This window comes from Streptomyces sp. NPDC023157 (assembly GCF_055560575.1).
Genome location: NZ_JBVHIL010000005.1, coordinates 171,679 through 191,642, shown reverse-complemented (window position 1 = coordinate 191,642; position 19,964 = coordinate 171,679). Strand labels below are relative to the sequence as shown.

Below are 19,964 nucleotides of genomic sequence, written 5' to 3'. Positions count from 1 at the left end.
TGCAGTCGGCGCCCGTCGGGCCCCAGCACCTGCGCGCCCGACTTGTGGGTCCGCGGGCTCAGCGCGGTCCCGGTGATCCGCAGCGCGGGCGCCGCCCGCTCCATCGCCGCCGCAACGCGCCCTGCCCCGCCCTGCACGGGCACCGTGGTCCCGCGTAGCCGCCGGCCGTCAGGTGCTCCCAGCGGCGCGCGAGGGTGTCGGGGCCGGCGCCGAGAACGGCCGAAAGCTGGGTCCAGCTCGCCCGCGGAACGAGCTGCAATGCGTGGATCAGCGCCAGATCCGGCTCTTCCAGGACGGATTCCCCGGATGGCATGCGTCTCCTTGGGCGATTCACGACAATTGCTTGGCCGGTTTGCTTCGGGCCTCCAGGATTTTGTCCCAGGGGCATATGCATTCAAGCCGTACTGGCGGTGCCCTGCCATGAAGTCAGGCTGGAGAGACCGGATCCACGGCAACGGGGCGGGCAGGGGCAGATGGCGGAAACGGGGCGTTCGTTGGCGGGCCGAGAGCAGGAACTCGCGGTTCTGCGAGGGTGGATACGCGACCGGGCGAGGCTGCTGACCCTGACCGGGCCCCCGGGTCCGCTCAAGTCCCGCCTCATACGGGAGGCGTTGCGGCGCGAGGGCGTCGAGGCCCTTTGGGAGCCGGCCGACCTCCTCACCCCCGAGAACCTGCCCGCGCTCGCCCGGACGCTGCGCCGCAGACTCGCCGCCCCCGGAGCACCCCGCGTCCTCGTCCTGGACGGCTGGGAACGGCTCGGGCCCCGCGGCGCGGCCCTGGTGGCGGGCCTGCTGCGCGAGGCATCCACCTTCGCCCCCGGCCTGACGGTGCTGGTCACGGCGCTGAGGGCGCTACGGCTCGCGGAGGAGCAGGTCTTGGCGGTCCCCGGCCCAGAAGACGGCCCGCAAGCCACCCCGCAGAACAGCCCGCAGAACGGCCCGCAAGCCACCCCGCAGAACAGCTCTCAAGCCACCCCGCAAAACACCCCGCAAGCCACCCCGCAAGACAACCCGTCCGCCCCCCAACTAGCCGCCGCCGAACGCGGCTACGCCCAGTGCGACCCGTTGGAACAGCTCCTATGGGAGCGGATCTCCGTCTTCGAGGGCTCCTTCGGCCGCGAGGCCGTCCGTGAGGTGTGCGCCTCCGGGGCGCTGCCCGCCGGCATCGTCCTCGACGTCCTGGACCGGCTGGCCCGGCTCGCCCTGCTCCCCGTGGACGACGGCGATCCCGGCGAGGAGCGCTACTGGATGCCGCCGCCGATGCGCGCGGTCGGCGCCCGCCGGCTCACCGAGCGCGGGGACCGCTGGGCCGTCGTCCTCCACCACCGGAGGTGGTACGTGAAGGTGGCCCGGCGGGCGAACGACTGGTGGCAGGGCGGGCGGCAGCTCGACGCCCGCGCGCTCGCCCTGCTCGAACTCCCCGACCTGGCCGCCGCCATGGACCCGACGACCGCGCCGCTGTCTCCGGCCGCGGAGGCGGACACCGCCGTCGAGATCGCCGTCTCGCTGTGGTTCCTGTGGGTGGCCTGCGGCCGGGTCACCGAGGGCCGCTCCCGGCTGCGCCACGCGCTCGCCCTCCACCCGGGCCCGCTCCCCGCGCGCGCCCTGTGGCTCGCCGCCTATCTGGAGCTGGAGTCCGGCCACCCCGAGGACGCCGACCCGCTGCTCGTGCGGTCCTGGGCGGCGGCCGTGAGGGACGGCGACGACAAGTGCCTGACGCTGCTGGCCCATCTGCGCGGCTCCACCGCCCTGTACCAGGGCCGTACGGAGGCGGCCGCGGCCGAGTTCCGCGACGCCTTGGAGGAGCTCGCCGAGTACCCGGACCTCGGCCCGACCCGGCAGCTGTGCTGGACCGCTCTCGCCTTGGCGCGGGTCCGCACCGACCCGGAGGCCGCCCAGGAGGCCTTGGACCGGGCCGACGTGCACAGCTGGGCCGGGCGGGACGTCTGGGCCGACGCCTGGGCCCAGTACGCGCGCGCCGAGCTGCACTACTGGGACGGCGAGCCGGGCCGTGCGGCGGAGCGCGCCACGCGTGCCCTGCGGGAGCACCTGCGGATCGGCTGCGTCACCGGAGCGGCCTGCGCGGCGGAGCTCCTCGCCCAGATGCGGATCCTGCGCGGTCGTCCCACCACTGCGGCCCATCTCCTGGGCGCGGTCGACGTGCTGCGTTCCTCCGCCTTCGAGGACGGCTACCACCCCGCGGGCTTCTGCTCGCCGTCGCGCGAGCGCAGCGAGTCGGCCCTGCGCGAGCACCTCTCGGCCGGCGAGCTGCGCCGGGCGTACGAGGAGGGCGCGCGGCGCGGCCTGCACGCGCTGGTCGCGGAGCCCTGACCGTACGCGGGCACCTGCGTGATCGACGACGGTGTCGGCGGCGCTGTCTACGATGAGCGCATGTTCGCCTACGTCGTGTGCGCCGTGTTCCTGCTGCTCTTCGGGGCAGGTGTGCTGCGCGACCGGCGCCGCTTCGGCAACGCGGTGTATCTGGGCCTCGCCGTCACGTTCTTCGGCCTCGGTCTGCTCGCCGGCCTCGACGACGCCCACCCCGGCATCTCCGTGACGGTGATGGTCGTCCTGCTGCTGGTGCTGTCTCTCGGCCCTGTCGTCCTGGCCGGGCTGCTGTGCGCGAACGGCGTGAAGATGGTCCGCAAGGAGGGCCGCCGCCCCGCCAACCTGCTCTCGCTCCTGGCCGGCCTGGGCATCTTCGGCGTCATCGCCCTGATGGCCGCCGCGGTGATCACCCACTCGACGTCGCTGGGCATCGTCGCGGGCACGCTCGTGATGGTCCTCGCGTACGTCTCGTTCCTCTTCCTCTGCTTCATCGGCTACGCCTTCCTGTACGGCAGGATGCGCATCCGCCGCGACGCGGACTACGTGGTGGTCCTCGGCTCGGGCCTGATCGGCGGCCGGCGGGTTCCGCCGCTGCTCGCGAGCCGTCTGGACCGGGGTCGCGAGGTGTACGAGACGCTCGCCGCGCGCCGCGAGGTGGACCGGACGCCGGTGCTCATCACCTCCGGCGGGCAGGGCCCGGACGAGGAGCTGCCGGAGTCGCACGCCATGGCGGACTACCTGGTGGAGCGGGGTTTCCCGGCGGACCGCGTCCTGAGGGAGGACCGCTCGCGCACGACCGAGGAGAACATGCTCTTCAGCAAGGGCCTGATGGAGCGGGACCGCCCGGGCTCCGAGTGCGTGATCGTCACCAACAACTTCCACGCCTTCCGGGCCGCGCTGATGGCCCGCAAGGCCGGGGTGAACGGGCAGGTGGTGGGCTCGCCGACGGCCGCGTACTTCTGGCCGAGCGCGACCATCCGCGAGTTCGCGGCGGTCTTCCTGGAGTACCGGGTGGTGAACCTGGGCATCTGCGCGGCCCTGGTCCTCCTGGGCGGCCTGGCCTGGGCCGTCAGCTGACGTTCCCCGCGGCGCCGCCCTACGCTGGAACGAAGGGGCGGCCACGCGCGGCGGAGGCGACGTCATGAGAGCACGGCACCACTTCCACATCGACTACCGGGGCCACTCGGTCAGCGCGACCGTCCAGACCGGCCACACCCCGGTCGTCGAGGTCCTGGTGGACGGCAAGGAGACGGGCCACGCCACGACCCGGGACGACCGCCCGGTGACGGTCCGCATCGAGCTCCCCACCGACCCGCCGACCCCGGTCACCGTCCGGGCGACCCCGGGCCCGGGAGTACCCCGCTGCCTGCTGCTCGCCCCGGAACACCCGGACGGGCATGTCATGGCCCCCCGTATCTACTGACGGCGCGCGCGTCCGCCGGCGGTCCTGGGCGGGACTGCTTTCGGCCGGGCTCCCGGGGCCGGGCCGCCGGGGCTGGGCCGGCGCTACCCAGGCGGGGCTGCCCGGCCCGCCCGCCTCAGGAGACCCAGGCCATCCCGATCAGCAGGAAGACGACGAAGGCGATCGCCCCGGCGACCGCGGCGGTCCTGCGGGGCCGCCGCCGCGAGATCGCGGCCAGCGGGTTCTCGGCCGGTGCCTGCGCCCGCCGCCCCCGGGACACGGGCGCGGTCGGCGGCGGGTGCTGCGCCGGCGCGTGCTGCGGCCGCTGGTGTACGGGTGGGGCCGGGACGGGGGTCACGGCCTGCGGCAGTGGCAGCGGCTGGTCCCGCCACGCCCCGGAGCTGAACCACTCGGCGATGGCCTGTGCCCCCGGCCGCTGCTCCGGCTGCTTGGCCAGCAGCGTCAGCAGGAAGGACTCGAACGCGGCCGGCATCGCGACCCCGACCTGCCGCGGCGGCGCCGGCGGGGTGTCGATGTGCTGGTAGAGCAGAGCCGTCGCCGTGTCGCCGCGGAACGGCGGCTGCCCGGTGAGCAGTTGGTAGAGAACGCAGCCCAGCGAGTACACGTCGGAGGCGGACGAGGCGGGCTGCCCGAGGGCCCGCTCGGGCGCCAGGTACAGGCCGGTACCGACGATCTGCCCGGTGGTGGTGAGCGCGGCCGACGGGTCGTCGACGAAGCGGGCGATACCGAAGTCGGCCAGCTTCACCGTCCCGTCGGCGTCCCGCAGCAGGTTCCCCGGCTTGATGTCCCGGTGCACGACGCCCTGCCGGTGCGCGGCGGCGAGCCCGGCCGCCGCGTGCGCGGCGACGGTCGCGACCTGCTCGGCCGACAGCACCGGTGCCTGCCCCCGGTCCCCGGCGAGGCTGTCGCCGTGGACCAGCTCCATGACGAGGTACAGCTTGCCGTCCCACGTACCGAAGTCGAAGACGCCGACGACGTGCGGGTGGCTCAGCCGCGCCGCGGTCTGGGCCTCCATCCGGAACCGCTCGGCGGCGGACGGGTCGTGCTCGTGACCCAGCATCAGCTTCACGGCCACGTCGCGTCCGAGCACCTCGTCGGTGGCTCGCCACACCTCGCCCATGCCGCCACGCCCGACACACATGTGGAGCCGATATCGGTCCGCGACCAGCACCAGTTGACCCACCCTTCTTCTCGACGCCCCATCGTAGAGCGGCTTCCTGAGGCAACCTCAGGCCGGGGACGCGCACGCCCACTCCGCCCGGCGCATCGCGGGTCGGCGGATCAGCCGCCCAGCGTGATGAGGGCCGCGATGGCCGGGCCGAAGGCGCCGCCGAGCTGGTAGCAGAGGTTGAACAGGCCGATCGCTGTGGGGCGCTGGGCGGCCGGTGCCGCCTGGGTGGCGTACACCGCGAGGGTGGCCTGTCCGGCGCTGGTCGTGAAGACGGCCAGCGTCGCGACGGGCAGCAGCAGCGGCGCCCAGGGGCTCAGTACGGCGGTGAGCGGGGCCAGCGCCCCGACCGTGAGCAGGATCGCAAGGACCTTCGGGCGGCCCAGCCGGGCCGCGGCGGCGGCCATCAGCATGGAGAGCACGGAGCCGGTGAGGAGGGCGACGAGCTGGCCGGTGCCGATCAGGGAGGTGGACCAGTCGGTACGGTCGCGCAGCAGCTGCGGGACGGTGAAGAGCAGAGTGAAGTACGAGGTGGAGAAGGCGCAGGCGAGCAGGGCGGAGAGGGTGAACGCCCGGGTGCGCAGCAGCGTCGCGGGGACGAAGCCGGTGGGGTGGGACCGGACGTGCAGGGCCAGCAGCGCGCCCGCCAGCAGGGCGCCGGCCACCGCGGGGAGCGGGTGGCGCGGGATGAGCACCAGGGCGGTCGCGGTCAGGACCAGCAGGGCCGCGCCCCGGCCGTCGAAGGGGGTGGTCCGCTCGGGTGCGGACAGGTCGGCGCGGCGCATGACCGCGGGCAGGGCCAGCAGGGCCACGGCCCCGACGGCGAGCGACACCCGCCAGGAGAGCGCACCGGCCACGGCCGACCCGAGCAGCGGCCCGACCGCGCCCAGTGTCCCGAACCCGGCGGTGATCACCCCCATGCGGCGGACCGATCCGGCGAGGCTCATCGCGGCGGTGACCAGGCCCGCGCCGCCCACGGCCTGGGCGGCCCGGCCCGCCATGGCCAGCGGAAGCCAGGGCGCGAGGGCGACGACGGCGGTGCCGGCCGTGATCAGGACCGCACTCAGCCGGAGCGCGGCGCCCAGACCCCGGCGCCGCAGCAGCCCCGCCATCAGCGGGGTGCCGACCGCCATGGCCCAGGCGAAGACGGTGACGAGCCAGGTGGCCGTGGCCGTACGGACCCCGAGCGAGCCGGCCATGTCGGGCAGGATCAGGACCGGGCTGTTGGCACTGGCGGCGATCGGAGCGGCGAGCAAGGCCAGCCAGGCGACGGGAACATGGCGCGCATCCGGGACGGCGGGGCGGGGACGCGTACGGGCGAGCAGGGACACGACGGGCTCCGAAGGGCGAGAGGAAGGCGAGGCGGGGCAGACGACGCAGACGAAGAGCGAGACACAGGCAACTCAGATAACTCAGACAACTCAGGCAAGGCCAGACGCCTCAGACGCCTCAGGTGCCTCGGTCGCCTCACCCGCCTCAGAGCGTGGTGACGACCTCGTCGAACGCGAGCCGAGGCGCACGCGGGAACCAGGCGTCCACACCAGGACGGCCGATGTTCACGACCATCAGGGGCGTGTGGTCGGCGTCGAGGAACTCCTTCTGGACGCCCGGGAAGTCGAAGCCGGTCATGGGCCCGGCGGCGAGCCCGGCCGCGCGTACGCCGAGGATGAAGTACGCCGCCTGGAGCGTGGCGTTGAGCAGCGCGGACTCCTCGCGGACCGGGCGGTCGGCGAAGAGGGCGTCCTTGGCCTGGGGGAAGTGCGGGAGGAGCGTGGGGAGTTCCTGGTGGAACTCGTTGTCGGCGGCGAGGAGGGCGACCAGCGGGGCAGCGGCGGTCTTGCGCCGGTTCCCCTCGGCCATGAGCTCCAGGAGCCGCTCGCGGGCGTCGTCGGAGCGGATCAGGACCACGCGCAGCGGGGACTGGTTGTAGGCGGTGGGGGCGTACTTGACCAGGTCGTAGACCGCCTGGACCTGCTCTTCGGTGACCGGCTCGTCGGTGAAGGTGTTGGCGGTGCGCGCCTCGCGGAAGAGGAGGTCCTGGGCGGCGGGGTGGAGGGCGAGCGGGGACATGGGGTGCTCCTGTCGTTCAGCCTTGATAATCTCAACGTTGAGATAAAAGCACCGCGACTCTCTCAACGTCAAGTGTCTTAACGTTGAGAAGATGTCCATTGAGAGGAGTGACGGCGATGAGCGATGCCGTGGACGCGATCATCGGCCAGTGGGTCAAGGAACGCCCCGATGTGGCGGAGGACCTCTGGCCCGTCGAGCTCTTCGGGCGGATCCAGCGCCTGGCCCGGGTGATCGACAAGTCGGCCAAGGCCGCGGCGGCAGCCCACGGAGTGGAGCACGGCGAGTTCGACGTGCTCACGACGCTCCAGCGCTCGGGCCCGCCCTACACCCTCACCGCCGGCGCGTTCCTGAAGGCCTCGATGGTGACCTCGGGCGCGATCACCAACCGCATCGACAGGATGGAGGCCAAGGGCCTGGTCGAACGCGTACGCGACGGCGACGACCGCCGCACCATCCAGATCCGCCTCACCGCCCACGGCCACGAGGTGACCCGCGCAGCCTTCGCCGACCACCTGGCGAGCTACGCGACCCTCCTCGCCGACATGGACCGCACCCTGATCGCCACCACCGCCGACGGCCTCCGCCAGGTCCTTGAGTCCCTGGGCGACACCACCATCGAATGACCCCACCCCGGGACCTGTCCGCCGCGGCGTCGAACGAACCTGACGCCGCGGCACCTCGCCCGCGTGCCCCGCGAAACCGGCGAGGAAAGCAGCAAGGGCCCGATTCGATCTCTCGAATCAGGCCCTTACTGGTCTTACGGCTGTCGGGGTGGCGGGATTTGAACCCACGACCTCTTCGTCCCGAACGAAGCGCGCTGCCAAGCTGCGCTACACCCCGATGTCGCTGCTTTGTTCTTCACGTCGCGGCGACATCGATTACTCTAGCCCACCCGCGCCCAGAGACGAAATCCGTTTCTCGCGGCCCACGAGAGACGGCCGGAAACGGTCCACCGTGACCAGGATCAGGCCCAGGGCGTAGAAGGCCAGGCCCAGGACGACGGCGTTGGTGAGGACGCCCAGGTAGCCGTGGGCGGTGACGTCGAGGAAGGGGTACGTGTAGCGGGTCGGCGTGTCGGGGGAGACGAGGGCGCCGCGGAGCAGGGCGAAGACCAGGTACGTGCCGGGGGCGGCGAGCCACTGGGCCGCGTGGCGCCACTGGAGGGCGCCGGGGCGGGTGAGCACCAGCCAGTCGAGGACGACGCCGATCGGGGTGACGGTGTGGAGAAGCTGGTTGGCGACGGCGCGGGCGCCGGTGAGGCGGGCGATCGCGGCGGCCTCGTTGAACTCGCTCGCCGCGTTGTCCAGGACCAGGTGGAAGACGAGCCCGACCACCGAGACGCACAGCAGCACCCCGCCGGTCCACAGCGGCGGCAGCGCCGGGCGGCCCTGCCAGGCGCGGACGGCGCCCAGGCCGAGGACCACGGCGACGGCGGTGTTCGACCAGATCGTGAAGAAGCTGAACACGACGAGGGGGTTCCCCTCGACGCACTCGATCACGATGCCGGTGACCGCGGCCAGCGCGATCAGGCCGCGGAACAGGGCGGTGACGACGGTGTTCGGCATGGGGTCACCGTATGCGCCGTACGGGTCGTCCGTACGGGATCGCGGCCTCAGCCGCGGGCCGTCAGCGTCAGCAGGGTCACCTCGGGCGGGCAGGCGAAGCGGACCGGGGTGAAGCGGTTGGTGCCGCAGCCGGCCGAGACGTGGAGGTACGAGGTGCGCCCGTCGACGGTGTGGGTGGAGAGGCCCTTCACGCGGTCGGTGTCCAGGTCGCAGTTGGTGACCAGCGCCCCGTAGAAGGGGATGCACAGCTGCCCGCCGTGGGTGTGGCCGGCCAGCAGCAGCTCGTAGCCGTCCGCCGTGAACGCGTCCAGCGCCCGCAGGTACGGCGCGTGCACCACGCCCACCGAGAAGTCGGCGTCCTGGTCGGGGCCGCCCGCGACCCGCTCGTACCGGTCCCGCTTGATGTGCGGGTCGTCGACGCCGGTGAAGGCGAGGTCGAGGTCCGGCAGCTTCAGCCGGCCGCGGGTGTTGGTGAGGTTCACCCAGCCCGCCGCGTCGAACGCGTCCCGCAGCCCCTCCCAGGGGTTGTGGACGGCGCCGACCACCGGCGGGTTGCCGTTGAGGCCGTGCCGGCCGTGCATCTTCTCCTTGAGATAGAGGGCGGGGTTGCGCAGCCGCGGCCCGTAGTAGTCGTTGGAGCCGAAGACGTACACGCCCGGGAACTCCATCAGCGGGCCCAGCGCGTCGAGCACCTCGGGCACGGCGTTCGGGTCGGAGAGGTTGTCGCCGGTGTTGACCACGAAGTCCGGGCGGAGCCCCGCCAGAGACTGGAGCCAGGCACGCTTCTTGTTCTGGCCGCTCACCATGTGGATGTCGGAGACCTGGAGGACCCGCAGGTCACGCATGCCCCGGGGCAGCACCGGGACGGTCACCCGGCGGAGCCGGAACGAGCGGGCTTCGAAGCCCGCCGCGTAGACGATGCCGGCCGCGGCCGTCGCCGTGAGGCCTGCCGTGATCTTCAGGGGGATCCCGTACCGTGCGCGCATCCCCTTATCGTCGCAGACCCGATGGGCGGAAATGCGCGGGCGGTCCGGGCGCGGCACCTGACACACTTGGATCCATGACCACGCTGAAGGCCAAGCTCAAGGACGACCTCAACGCCGCGATCAAGGAGCGCGACGAGCTGCGCTCCTCGACCCTGCGGCTGACCATCACCGCCATCACCAAGGAGGAGGTCGCGGGCAAGACCAAGCGCGAGCTCTCCGACGACGAGGTGCAGACGGTGATCGCCAAGGAGGCGAAGAAGCGCCGTGAGGCCGCGGAGGCATTCACCCAGGGCGACCGCCCCGAGCAGGCCGCCCGGGAGCGCGCCGAGGGCGTGATCCTCGACGCGTACCTGCCCAAGCAGCTCTCCGACGCCGAGCTGGAGGCCATCGTGGCCGCCGCCGTCGCGGAGGCCAAGGGTGCCGGTGCCGAGGGGCCGCGGGCCATGGGCGCCGTCATGAAGATCGTCAACCCCAAGGTCGCCGGCCAGGCCGAGGGCGGCCGTGTCGCCGCCACGGTGAAGCGCCTCCTCGCCGGGTGACCTGACCCCGTGTCCGTACGCAGAGGGGCGCCCCTCCCGGAATCCGGGAGGGGCGCCCCTCTTGTGTCACGTGTGCTCGTCCTGGAAAGCGCCGCTATCCATGACCGCGGCCGTTGCCGCGCCCGGTGTTGCCGCCGATCAGGTCCGGCGGGATGGTGATGCCGCCCGGAAGGGTGGTGCCGCCGGGGCGCCGGTCGCCCGGCTTGTTGTCGTCGCCGGGGCGCTTGTTCTTGTCCTTCTCCTTGTCCTCCGGCTGGGCGCCGCGAGGCACGTTGATCGGCACGAAGCCCGGCGTCTCGGAGGCGTCGAGCGCCCCGGTCATCGCGATCTTCCAGATCGGGCCCGGGAGGCAGCCACCGCAGACCTTGTCGTAGTACTGGCCGCCGATGGTGATGTCGTACATCGAGGTCTTCTCGCCGACGTCGTCACCGACCCACACCGCGGTGGACAGGTTCGGCGTGTAGCCGACGAACCAGGCGTCCTTGCGGTCGTTGGTCGTACCCGTCTTGCCCGCGTTGTCGCGGTCGCTCAGACCGGCCCGGGTACCCGTGCCGTCCTCGACGACGCCCTTGAGCATCTGGTTGACGGTGTCCGCGGTCTTCTCGGTCATCGCCCGCGAGCACTCGGTCTGCGGGACCTTCAGCTTCTCGCCGTTGGCCGTCGTGATCGACTCGATGGCGACGGGCGTGCAGTACGTGCCCCGGTTGGCGAAGGTCGCGTACACCGCCGCCATGTCGAGCGGGGTGGACTCCTGGCCGCCGAGGGTGATGGAGGGGAGCTCCTTCAGGTCCTTGCCGAGCTCCTTCTCGTACCCCATCTTCTTCGCCATCTGGACCGTCTCGCAGAGCCCGGTCATCTGCTCCAGCTGCGCGAAGTACGTGTTGATGGACTTGCCGAGCGCGCTGGTCATGTCCCAGCTGCCGGCCTCGGACTGCATCTCGTTCTGCAGGTCCCAGTTGCCGCCGCCGGACGGGCCGCCCTTGCAGGTGGTGTACGAGCTCATCGGCACCGAGATCTTCCACGGCGTCGAGAACGACTGCGCCGGGCTCAGCCCCTTCTCCAGGGCCGCCGCGGCCGTGATCGGCTTGAAGGTCGAACCGACCTGGAAGCCGTACGTCGTGCCGCCCATCTTCTTGCCGACGGCGAGGTTGAGCGTCGTCTGGTGCAGCTTCTGGTCGAGGCCGTACGGGCGGGACTGGCCCATCGACAGGATCTTGCCGCTGTTGGGCTGGACCTGGACGACCGAGGCGGCGACCTTGTCGTCCTTGTCGATCTTGGCGACGGCGGCCTCGTTGGCGGCGGCCTGGGCGCGCGGGTCGAGCGTGGTGCGGATGGTGAGACCACCCAGGTTCCACCGCTTCGTGCGCTCCTCGGCCGTCTTGCCGAAGACCGGGTCGTTGAGGATCGTCTTGCGGACGTAGTCGCAGAAGAAGCCGGCCCCGTCCACGGCGGTGATGCAGCCGTTCTTCGGCGTCTTCACCTTCAGCTTGATCGGGGTGGCCTTCGCCTGGTCGGCCTCCGCCTGGCTGACGTCCTTCACGTCGGCCATGCGCTGGAGGACGATGTTGCGGCGCTTGGTCGCCTCCTGGATGTCGTTGACCGGGTCGTAGCGGCTCGGCGACTGCACGAGGCCGGCCATCATCGCGGACTCGGCGAGGGTGAGGTCGGCGGCCGGCTTGGAGAAGTAGCGCTGCGAGGCGGCCTCGATGCCGTACGCCTGCTGCCCGAAGAACGTGATGTTGAGGTAGTTCTCCAGGATCTTCTTCTTGCCGAGCTCCTCCTCGACCTGGATCGCGAACTTCAGCTCGCGCACCTTGCGGCCCATGGTCTGCTGGGTGGCCTGCGCGACCTTCTCGGGGTCGTCGCCCGCCTCCTCGACGAAGACGTTCTTCACGTACTGCTGGGTCAGGGTGGAGGCACCCTGCGACACCCCGCCCGACTGCGCGTTGCGGTTGATGGCGCGCAGCACGCCCTTGAGGTCGATCGCGCCGTGCTCGTAGAAGCGCGAGTCCTCGATCGCGACGATCGCCTTCTGCATGTACGGCGAGATCTTCTCGATCGGCACGACCTTGCGGTCCCGCGAGTACACGGTGGCGATGTGGCCGCCCTGTGAGTCGAGGATGGTGGTGCGCTGACTCAGCGGGGGCGTCTTCAGGTTGGACGGGATCTCGTCGAATCCCTCGACCGTGCCCTTGGCGGCCAGTCCGAGTGCTCCGGCCGCGGGCAGGGCGATGCCCGCCAGCACGGCTCCGGAGAGCACACTGACACCAAGGAACTTGGCGGCCTGCTGGGTCCCGGTCAGACCACCGCCCGAGCGCTTCTTTGCCATGGGGGCAGCCTACGTTCTCATTCGCCGGACACACGTATATGCCTTGGCCTAAGCTGCTCCCAACTGTCACAGCAGTGTGGTCTCGCATCAAGACCCGTGCGTGACGTCGGTGTGAAATTCCGTGTACCCGAAGCGCGGGAACTTCATGCCCGAATTCGGCCCATGTCCGATAGGGGCGTTATGTCCTCGGGTCACTCCCCTGGGTGATCTGACGCGTACGCATAGTCCGTTCGGACCATTCAAGATTGGGCCCGAAGGGGGTGTTGCGCTGTGCCCACCTTCCGTAACGTCCCAACTGGCAGCGGTGAATATGCCGCTACCGCCGTGGGGGAGCCTCGATTCGGGAGAGGACGGCGCCGGTATGGGCTGGGTAGCTGACTGGAGTGCGCAGGCGGCCTGCCGCACTACCGATCCGGATGAACTTTTCGTACAGGGAGCGGCGCAGAACAGGGCAAAGGCGGTGTGCACCGGATGCCCGGTGCGGACCGAATGCCTCGCCGACGCCCTCGACAACCGTGTGGAATTCGGCGTGTGGGGCGGCATGACCGAGCGCGAGCGCCGCGCCCTGCTGCGCCGCCGGCCGACCGTCACCTCGTGGCGCCGGCTCCTGGAGACCGCGCGTACCGAGTACGAGCGGGGCGCGGGCCTGCTGCCCGTGGCCATGGACGACGACGCGACGTACGAGACGTACGCGGCGGCGGGCTAGGCCCGCCCACCCGGTCGGCACCGGACGACACCGGGACGACGGCTCCGGTCAGGACCCGTCAGCACGGGTCTGGCCTGTCGGCACCGGTCGGAACCGGTCAGCGCTGATCAGCACTGGTCCGGTCCACGGCACGGGTCCGGCTTACGACGGCATGCGACCCGTCGCCAGACGGTCACCGATGGCCCGCAGACCGGCGAGGTCGTGCACATCGCCGGGCAGAGCGGCCACTTCGGCGACCGCCACCTCGGGGTGGAGCGCGGTGAAGCGATCGCGCGTGCGCTGTTCGCGCGCGAGCACCTGCATCCGCTCGGCATGGAGACGGAGCAGTCCTGCGGTGAGCTGTGGGACATCCGTGTCCGCTTCGGCTGTGGGGGCAGCCTCGGACACGGGCGGTACGGCGGCGGTCTCGGGCGAGGTGGCTCGGGGGCCACGCCCAGCAGTCTTCCCGCCCTCCTGATCCACAATGCGCCCCTCGTCAATATTTTCCGCGGCGGCCCGCGCCCGCTCGGCCGACAGCCGGGCGGCGCCGCTGGCGTGGACGCGGTTGATGACGAGACCGGCCAGCGGCATCTCCTCCGCGGCCAGCCGCTCCACGAAGTACGCCGCCTCGCGCAGCGCGTCGCGCTCCGGCGTCGCCACCACGAGGAAGGCCGTTCCCGGCGCCTGGAGCAGCTTGTACGTGGCGTCCGCGCGCGTGCGGAAGCCGCCGAACATCGTGTCCATCGCCGCCACGAAGGTCTGCACGTCCTTCAGGAACTGACCGCCCAGCAGCTTCCCCAGCGTCCCCGTCATCATCGACATGCCGACGTTGAGGAACTTCATCCCGGCCCGGCCGCCCACCTTCGCCGGCGCCATCAGCAGCTTGATGAACTTCCCGTCCAGGAAGGAACCGAGCCGCTTCGGCGCGTCCAGGAAGTCCAGCGCCGACCGGGACGGCGGCGTGTCCACCACGATCAGGTCCCACTCGTCCCTGGCCCGCAGCTGGCCCAGCTTCTCCATCGCCATGTACTCCTGCGTACCGGCGAAACCGGCCGACAGGGACTGGTAGAAGGGGTTCTCCAGGATCGCCCGGGCCCGGTCGCCGTCCGCGTGCGCCTCGACGATCTCGTCGAAGGTCCGCTTCATGTCGAGCATCATGGCGTGCAGTTCACCGCCGTCGGAGCCCTTGATGCCCTCGACCTTCCTGGGCACGTTGTCCAGGGAGTCGATGCCCATCGACTGCGCCAGCCGGCGCGCCGGGTCGATGGTGAGCACCACGACCCGCCGGCCGCGCTCCGCCGCCCGCACGCCGAGCGCCGCCGCGGTCGTCGTCTTGCCGACCCCGCCCGCGCCGCAGCACACGATGATGCGGGTGGCCGGGTCGTCGATCAGTGGGTCGAGCTCCAGGACGGGGACCGCGTCGAGACCGTTCGCCGTCGCGGCCTTCTGCGCCTCCGTCACGCGCCCACCCCTTGCCTCCGCAGTTCCTTCGCCAGCCGGTAGAGACCGGCGATGTCCGCCCCGTCGCCCAGGAAGGGCAGTTCGTACGTCGGCACCCCGATGCCGTCCAGCACCTCGCGCTGGGCCCGCTCCAGCTCCACCCGCTGGGCGTGCTCCGCGGCCTGGTCGAGCAGCGGCTCGACCAGCTTCGTCCCGCCCTTGACGCCCGCCGCCGCCAGGGTGGCGGCGATCGCGGCGCGGTGGTCGCCGGAGGCGGCCCGTACCGCCGCCTCGTCGAGGACGTGCGGGCGGACCATGTTCACGATGGCGCGGCCCACCGGCAGTTCGGCCGCGCGGAGCTCCGCGATGCCGTCCGCGGTCTCCTGGACGGGCATCTCCTCCAGGAGCGTCACCAGGTGCACCGCCGTATCGGGGGACTTCAGGAAGCGCATGACCGCCTGGGCCTGATTGTGTATCGGGCCGATCCGGGCCAGCCCGGCCACCTCGTCGTTCACGTTGAGGAAGCGGGTGATGCGGCCCGTCGGCGGGGCGTCCATCACCACGTAGTCGTACGTGAAGCCGCCCTGCTTCTCGCGCCGCCGCACCGCCTCGCAGGCCTTCCCGGTCAGCAGCACGTCCCGGACGCCCGGGGCTATCGTCGTCGCGAAGTCGATCGCGCCCAGCTTCTTCAGGGCCCGGCCCGCGCCGCCCAGTTTGTAGAACATCTGGAGGTAGTCGAGGAGGGCCCGCTCGGCGTCGATGGCCAGGGCGAACACCTCGCCGCCGCCGGGCGCGACGGCGATCTTGCGCTCCTCGTACGGCAGTGGCTCCGTCTCGAAGATCTGCGCGATGCCCTGCCTGCCCTCGACCTCCACGAGAAGGGTGCGCTTGCCCTCGGTCGCGAGGGCGAGCGCGAGTGCGGCGGCGACCGTGGTCTTACCGGTACCGCCCTTGCCGCTGACGACCTGGAGCCTGCTCACGCCTTCGAGCCTAACCACTGCCGGCCCGGCCCAATCAGAGGGCCGCCCCGGAGAAGACCCCCACCCGTCCCCCACCCGTCCCCCACCCGACCCCGACCCGGCCCCGAGGGGGCCTCCGGGCCTCCCGTCGGGGGACCGTCCCGGCGGGAGGGGCCCCCGGCAGCGGCTACAGTCGGCTCATGACCAAGTGGGAGTACGCGACTGTGCCGCTGCTGGTGCACGCGACGAAGCAGATTCTGGACACCTGGGGCGAGGACGGCTGGGAGCTCGTCCAGGTCGTGCCCGGGCCGAACAACCCCGAGCAGCTCGTGGCCTACCTGAAGCGGGCCAAGTCGTGAGCGGGGCCGTCGAGGCCAAGCTGGCCGAACTGGGCCTGACCCTGCCGGAGGTCGTGCCGCCGCTGGCCGCCTACCAGCCGGCCGTGCAGTCGGGCGTGTACGTCTACACCTCGGGCCAGCTCCCGATGGTGGCGGGCAAGCTGCCGGTCACCGGCAAGGTCGGCGCCGAGGTCACCGCCGAGGAGGCCAAGGAGCTCGCGGCCACCTGCGCGCTGAACGCGCTCGCGGCCGTGAAGTCGGTCGCCGGTGACCTCGACCGCGTCAAGCGCGTCGTGAAGGTCGTCGGCTTCGTCGCCTCCGCCGCCGACTTCACCGGCCAGCCGGGCGTCATCAACGGCGCCAGCGAGCTGCTCGGCGCCGTCCTCGGCGAGAAGGGCGTGCACGCGCGAAGCGCCGTCGGCGTCGCCGTGCTCCCGCTGGACGCGCCGGTCGAGGTCGAGGTCCAGGTCGAGCTCGTCCAGGACTGACGCCCCCAGGCATTCCGCCCGCGTTCGCGGGCGTGCGCAGAGCCGGTTCTCCACAGGTGGTTTTCCACAGGCGGGGGATCGGCTCTCGTGCATTTCGATGCTTGCGCATAGCATCCGGCCATGTCGAATGGTCAGTCGAATGGTCAGTGGTACCCACCGGAATGGCCCGACCGCATCCGCGCCCTCGCCGCCGGTGAGCTGGTCCCCGCCACACCCAGGCGGGCAGCCACCGTGCTCCTCCTGAGGGACGGCGCCGAGGGCCCCTCCGTGCACATGCTGCGGCGGCGCGCCTCCATGGCCTTCGCGGGCGGGGCGTACGCGTATCCCGGCGGCGGGGTCGACCCCCGGGACGAGCACCCCGTGCGCTGGGCCGGACCCTCCCGCGAGGAGTGGGCGGCCCGCCTCGGCCTCACCGACCCCGCGCAGGCCCAGGCCGTCGTCTGCGCCGCCGTGCGCGAGACGTACGAGGAGGCGGGCGTGCTGCTCGCCGGTGAGACGCCCGACAGCGTGGTCGGCGACACGACCGGGGACGCGTGGGAGAAGGACCGGGCGGCGCTGGTCGCCCGCGAGCTGTCCTTCGCGGACTTCCTCGACCGGCGCGGGCTCGTGCTGCGCTCCGACCTCCTCGGCGCCTGGGCCCGCTGGATCACGCCCGAGTTCGAACCCCGGCGCTACGACACCTGGTTCTTCGTCGCGGCCCTCCCGGCCGGCCAGCGCACCCGTAACGCGTCCACCGAGGCCGACCGCACCGTCTGGATCCGCCCCGTGGACGCGGCGGCCGGCTACGACCGGGGCGAGCTGACGATGATGCCGCCGACCATCTCGACCCTGCGGGGCCTGGAGCGGTTCGGCACGGCGGGCGAGGCCCTCGCCGCCGCCGGGGAGCAGGACCTGACGCCGGTCCTCGCGCAGGCGCGCCTGGACGGCGACGAGCTGGTCCTGAGCTGGCCGGGTCACGACGAGTTCACCAAGCACATCCCGGCGGGCGGAGCCTCGTGAGCACCGCCTCCGACCTCCCCGGGCAGCCGCGCGGCAGCGTCGTCTCCGGCCCGGCGACCGCCCGCGCGGTGAACGTCCTCGCGCCGAACCCGTCGGCGATGACCCTGGACGGCACCAACACCTGGATCGTCGCCGAGCCCGGGTCCGACCTGGCCGTCGTCATCGACCCCGGTCCGCTGGACGAGGGGCATCTGCGGCGGGTCGTGGAGACCGCCGAGCAGCTGGGCAAGCGGATCGGGCTCACCCTGCTCACCCACGGGCACCCGGACCACGCCGAGGGCGCCACACGCTTCGCCGAGCTCACCCGCAGCGCGGTGCGGGCGCTCGACCCCGCGCTGCGGTTGGGCGACGAGGGCCTCGCCGAGGGCGACGTGATCACGACCGGAGGGCTGGAGCTGCGGGTCGTGGCGACGCCCGGGCACACCTCCGACTCGCTCTCCTTCCATCTCCCCGCGGACCGGGCGGTGCTGACGGGGGACACCGTCCTGGGGCGCGGGACGACGATGGTGGCCCACCCGGACGGGCGGCTCGGGGAGTACCTGGACTCGCTGCGGCGGCTGCGCTCGCTCACCGTCGACGACGGGGTGCACACGGTCCTGCCGGGGCACGGCCCGGTCCTGGAGGACGCCCAGGGAGCCGTGGAGTTCTACCTCGCCCACCGAGCGAGCCGGCTCGCGCAGGTGGAGACGGCCGTCGAGAACGGGGCCCGGTCGGCCCCGGAGATCGTCGCCCAGGTGTACGCGGCGGTGGACCGCTCGCTCTGGCCGGCCGCCGAGCTCTCCGTACGGGCGCAGCTGGACTATCTGAAGGAGCGGGGGCTGATCTAGCGGGCCGGTCCGCCGGGGGGAGGGCCGCCGGTCCGGTGAGGGCGGCCCCGCAACCGGGCGGCCCTGGGGCGTGTCTTACGCTCCGCTTACACATGGCCGTAGCTCTGGGGGGAAGCCCGTGTTCGTCCTTGCCATCCTGTTGGTCATCACCGCGGTGGTGCTCTACATCATCGGCCGCGTGAACGACTCCCGCGGTCTCAAGTTCGGCGGCCTCGGCGCCGCGATCGCCGGCCTGTTCTCGCTGATCGTGAGCATGACGTACGTGATCAGCGCGTACGAGGTCGGCGTCCCGGTCGCCTTCGGCAAGGTCGGCTCGCCGATGTCGTCCGGGATGCACGTCAAGTCGCCGTTCACCGACGTCACGACCTTCTCGACGCGGCCGGTGGACCTCAACCTCTCCGACAAGGACGTGGTCGAGGTCCGCTCCTCGCAGGGCGGGGTCATGTACGCCGAGGTCACCGTGAAATGGGCGGTACACCCGTCCAAGGCCGTCGAGCTGTACAAGCTGGCCGGCAGCGAGGACGCCATCCAGCAGCGTCTCGTCTACCCGGACAGCCGGGAGATCGTCCGCAACGTCTTCGCCCGCTACAGCAGCGAGCAGGGGTACGCCTCCGACCGCGAGAAGATCAACGCGGAGATAGCCCGGCTCATCAAGGAGCGCCTGGCTCCGCGCGGCATAGACGTCACCACGGTCAACCTGCGCAACGTGAAGCCCTCGGACGCCCTCCAGGGCCAGATCGACCGCAAGATCCAGCAGCAGCAGGCCACCGAGCGGGCCCTTGAGGCCGCCCGTACGGCGAAGGCCGAGTCCGACCGGCGCCGCATCGAGGCCGAGGGCATCGCCCGCGCCAACAAGATCCTCAACGACTCGCTGACCGACAAGGTCCTCATGAACCAGTGCATCGACGCGTACAAGGAGGCCGCGGCCAAGAACCCGGTCTACACCGTGCCTTGCGGCGGGGGCAGCGCGAACCCGCTGATCGTGGACGGCACGAAGCGCTAGTAGCCAGGCACGACGCACGAGGAGGGGCCGCCCGGTTCGACCGGGCGGCCCCTCCTCGTGCGTCGGGTGCGTCGCGACTAGCGCGAGCGCTTCGCGAGGCGCTCGACGTCCAGCAGGATCACGGCGCGGGCCTCCAGGCGCAGCCAGCCGCGCTGGGCGAAGTCGGCGAGCGCCTTGTTGACCGTCTCGCGGGAGGCGCCGACCAGCTGGGCCAGCTCCTCCTGGGTGAGGTCGTGGACGACGTGGATGCCCTCCTCGGACTGCACGCCGAAGCGGCGCGACAGGTCGAGGAGCGCGCGGGCGACACGGCCCGGCACGTCGGAGAAGACCAGGTCGGACATCTGGTCGTTGGTCTTGCGCAGCCGGCGGGCGACCGCGCGCAGCAGGGCGCTGGCCACCTCGGGGCGGACGTTCAGCCAGGGCTGGAGGTCGCCGTGGCCGAGGCCGAGCAGCTTGACCTCGGTCAGCGCGGTCGCGGTGGCGGTGCGCGGGCCCGGGTCGAAGAGGGACAGCTCGCCGATGAGCTCGCCGGGGCCCAGGACCGCCAGCATGTTCTCGCGCCCGTCGGGCGAGGTGCGGTGCAGCTTCACCTTGCCCTCGGTGACCACGTAGAGCCGGTCACCCGGGTCGCCCTCGTGGAACAGCGCGTCGCCGCGGGCGAGCGTCGCCTCACTCATCGAGGCGCGCAGCTCGGCGGCCTGCTCGTCGTCGAGCGCCGCGAACAGCGGGGCGCGTCGCAGAACGTCGTCCACGAGTTCTCTCCTATGTCGACCTCAGTGCGATCAATCACAACAAGTTTGACTCACCGGACGGCCTTT

At 71.8% G+C, this 19,964-nt stretch carries 20 protein-coding genes and 1 tRNA gene; 11 read left to right on the top strand and 10 right to left on the bottom strand.

Going from position 1 to position 19,964, the window contains the following annotated elements:
- Positions 1 to 494 precede the first annotated feature (494 nt).
- The 3 genes from ACZ3ZE_RS19495 to ACZ3ZE_RS19485 all read left to right on the top strand — a co-directional run bounded on the left by ACZ3ZE_RS19495 (position 495) and on the right by ACZ3ZE_RS19485 (position 3,750).
- On the top strand, positions 495 to 2,330 hold the full coding sequence (locus ACZ3ZE_RS19495; protein ID WP_361620842.1) for a tetratricopeptide repeat protein: 1,836 nt from the start codon (positions 495 to 497) through the stop codon (positions 2,328 to 2,330).
- Between the two features lie 60 nt (positions 2,331 to 2,390).
- Positions 2,391 to 3,404 (top strand): YdcF family protein, encoded by a 1,014-nt coding sequence (locus ACZ3ZE_RS19490; RefSeq protein WP_361168992.1) that lies wholly within the window; start codon positions 2,391 to 2,393, stop codon positions 3,402 to 3,404.
- A 64-nt stretch (positions 3,405 to 3,468) separates the two neighbouring features.
- Entirely contained in the window at positions 3,469 to 3,750 is a 282-nt protein-coding gene (locus ACZ3ZE_RS19485; RefSeq protein WP_361620841.1) for a hypothetical protein, read from the top strand.
- A 115-nt stretch (positions 3,751 to 3,865) separates the two neighbouring features.
- Here the strand turns inward: ACZ3ZE_RS19485 and ACZ3ZE_RS19480 are convergent, their stop codons facing one another.
- The 3 genes from ACZ3ZE_RS19480 to ACZ3ZE_RS19470 all read right to left on the bottom strand — a co-directional run bounded on the left by ACZ3ZE_RS19480 (position 3,866) and on the right by ACZ3ZE_RS19470 (position 6,988).
- Entirely contained in the window at positions 3,866 to 4,891 is a 1,026-nt protein-coding gene (locus tag ACZ3ZE_RS19480) for a serine/threonine-protein kinase (RefSeq protein WP_442303650.1), read from the bottom strand.
- Between the two features lie 140 nt (positions 4,892 to 5,031).
- Positions 5,032 to 6,249: an MFS transporter gene (locus ACZ3ZE_RS19475; RefSeq protein WP_467259920.1), complete on the bottom strand. Its 1,218-nt coding sequence runs from the start codon at positions 6,247 to 6,249 to the stop codon at positions 5,032 to 5,034.
- Between the two features lie 145 nt (positions 6,250 to 6,394).
- Positions 6,395 to 6,988 (bottom strand): malonic semialdehyde reductase, encoded by a 594-nt coding sequence (locus ACZ3ZE_RS19470; protein ID WP_467259917.1) that lies wholly within the window; start codon positions 6,986 to 6,988, stop codon positions 6,395 to 6,397.
- Between the two features lie 116 nt (positions 6,989 to 7,104).
- Between ACZ3ZE_RS19470 and ACZ3ZE_RS19465 the strand changes: the two genes are divergently transcribed.
- Positions 7,105 to 7,611: a MarR family winged helix-turn-helix transcriptional regulator gene (locus tag ACZ3ZE_RS19465; protein ID WP_361169007.1), complete on the top strand. Its 507-nt coding sequence runs from the start codon at positions 7,105 to 7,107 to the stop codon at positions 7,609 to 7,611.
- 143 nt (positions 7,612 to 7,754) lie between these two features.
- Here the strand turns inward: ACZ3ZE_RS19465 and ACZ3ZE_RS19460 are convergent.
- From ACZ3ZE_RS19460 to ACZ3ZE_RS19450, 3 genes are all read right to left on the bottom strand, one after another.
- A tRNA-Pro gene (locus ACZ3ZE_RS19460) sits at positions 7,755 to 7,828 on the bottom strand.
- 38 nt (positions 7,829 to 7,866) lie between these two features.
- Complete coding sequence (locus ACZ3ZE_RS19455; RefSeq protein WP_361620838.1) at positions 7,867 to 8,553, bottom strand: Pr6Pr family membrane protein; 687 nt, start codon at positions 8,551 to 8,553, stop codon at positions 7,867 to 7,869.
- A gap of 47 nt (positions 8,554 to 8,600) precedes the next feature.
- Positions 8,601 to 9,539 carry a metallophosphoesterase gene (locus ACZ3ZE_RS19450; RefSeq protein ID WP_361169014.1) on the bottom strand — a complete coding sequence of 313 codons (939 nt, stop codon included), beginning with the start codon at positions 9,537 to 9,539 and terminating at the stop codon, positions 8,601 to 8,603.
- Positions 9,540 to 9,613: 74 nt separating this feature from the next.
- Between ACZ3ZE_RS19450 and ACZ3ZE_RS19445 the strand changes: the two genes are divergently transcribed.
- Positions 9,614 to 10,078: a GatB/YqeY domain-containing protein gene (locus tag ACZ3ZE_RS19445; protein WP_361169017.1), complete on the top strand. Its 465-nt coding sequence runs from the start codon at positions 9,614 to 9,616 to the stop codon at positions 10,076 to 10,078.
- 94 nt (positions 10,079 to 10,172) lie between these two features.
- On the opposite strand, the gene ACZ3ZE_RS19440 is transcribed toward ACZ3ZE_RS19445, so the two are convergent.
- The gene (locus tag ACZ3ZE_RS19440) at positions 10,173 to 12,407 is read right to left on the bottom strand and encodes a transglycosylase domain-containing protein (protein WP_361176846.1); all 2,235 of its coding nucleotides are present in this window, start codon (positions 12,405 to 12,407) and stop codon (positions 10,173 to 10,175) included.
- A gap of 361 nt (positions 12,408 to 12,768) precedes the next feature.
- Here ACZ3ZE_RS19440 and ACZ3ZE_RS19435 point away from each other — a divergent pair, with 361 nt between their 5' ends.
- Positions 12,769 to 13,113, top strand: coding sequence for a WhiB family transcriptional regulator (locus ACZ3ZE_RS19435; protein WP_207926774.1), 345 nt, complete (start codon positions 12,769 to 12,771; stop codon positions 13,111 to 13,113).
- Positions 13,114 to 13,254: 141 nt separating this feature from the next.
- Here the strand turns inward: ACZ3ZE_RS19435 and bagB are convergent, their stop codons facing one another.
- A complete protein-coding gene (gene bagB, locus ACZ3ZE_RS19430) occupies positions 13,255 to 14,553 on the bottom strand; it encodes an ATPase BagB (RefSeq protein WP_361176844.1) in 1,299 nt (432 codons plus the stop codon).
- On the bottom strand, positions 14,550 to 15,512 hold the full coding sequence (gene bagA / locus ACZ3ZE_RS19425; protein ID WP_361176842.1) for an ATPase BagA: 963 nt from the start codon (positions 15,510 to 15,512) through the stop codon (positions 14,550 to 14,552). The genes bagB and bagA overlap by 4 nt, the downstream gene beginning before the upstream one ends.
- Before the next feature lie 179 nt (positions 15,513 to 15,691).
- Between bagA and ACZ3ZE_RS19420 the strand changes: the two genes are divergently transcribed.
- From ACZ3ZE_RS19420 to ACZ3ZE_RS19400, 5 genes are all read left to right on the top strand, one after another.
- Positions 15,692 to 15,850, top strand: coding sequence for a DUF4177 domain-containing protein (locus ACZ3ZE_RS19420; RefSeq protein WP_123954897.1), 159 nt, complete (start codon positions 15,692 to 15,694; stop codon positions 15,848 to 15,850).
- Positions 15,847 to 16,317 (top strand): RidA family protein, encoded by a 471-nt coding sequence (locus tag ACZ3ZE_RS19415; RefSeq protein ID WP_351665834.1) that lies wholly within the window; start codon positions 15,847 to 15,849, stop codon positions 16,315 to 16,317. Before ACZ3ZE_RS19420 ends, ACZ3ZE_RS19415 begins: the two co-directional genes overlap by 4 nt.
- 120 nt (positions 16,318 to 16,437) lie before the next feature.
- Positions 16,438 to 17,316 (top strand): NUDIX hydrolase, encoded by an 879-nt coding sequence (locus tag ACZ3ZE_RS19410; protein ID WP_361176840.1) that lies wholly within the window; start codon positions 16,438 to 16,440, stop codon positions 17,314 to 17,316.
- Positions 17,313 to 18,143 (top strand): MBL fold metallo-hydrolase, encoded by an 831-nt coding sequence (locus tag ACZ3ZE_RS19405; RefSeq protein ID WP_361620837.1) that lies wholly within the window; start codon positions 17,313 to 17,315, stop codon positions 18,141 to 18,143. The genes ACZ3ZE_RS19410 and ACZ3ZE_RS19405 overlap by 4 nt, the downstream gene beginning before the upstream one ends.
- 118 nt (positions 18,144 to 18,261) lie before the next feature.
- Positions 18,262 to 19,146 carry a prohibitin family protein gene (locus ACZ3ZE_RS19400; protein ID WP_361620836.1) on the top strand — a complete coding sequence of 295 codons (885 nt, stop codon included), beginning with the start codon at positions 18,262 to 18,264 and terminating at the stop codon, positions 19,144 to 19,146.
- A 77-nt stretch (positions 19,147 to 19,223) separates the two neighbouring features.
- Here the strand turns inward: ACZ3ZE_RS19400 and ACZ3ZE_RS19395 are convergent, their stop codons facing one another.
- A complete protein-coding gene (locus tag ACZ3ZE_RS19395) occupies positions 19,224 to 19,898 on the bottom strand; it encodes a Crp/Fnr family transcriptional regulator (protein WP_361176834.1) in 675 nt (224 codons plus the stop codon).
- Positions 19,899 to 19,964 lie beyond the last annotated feature (66 nt).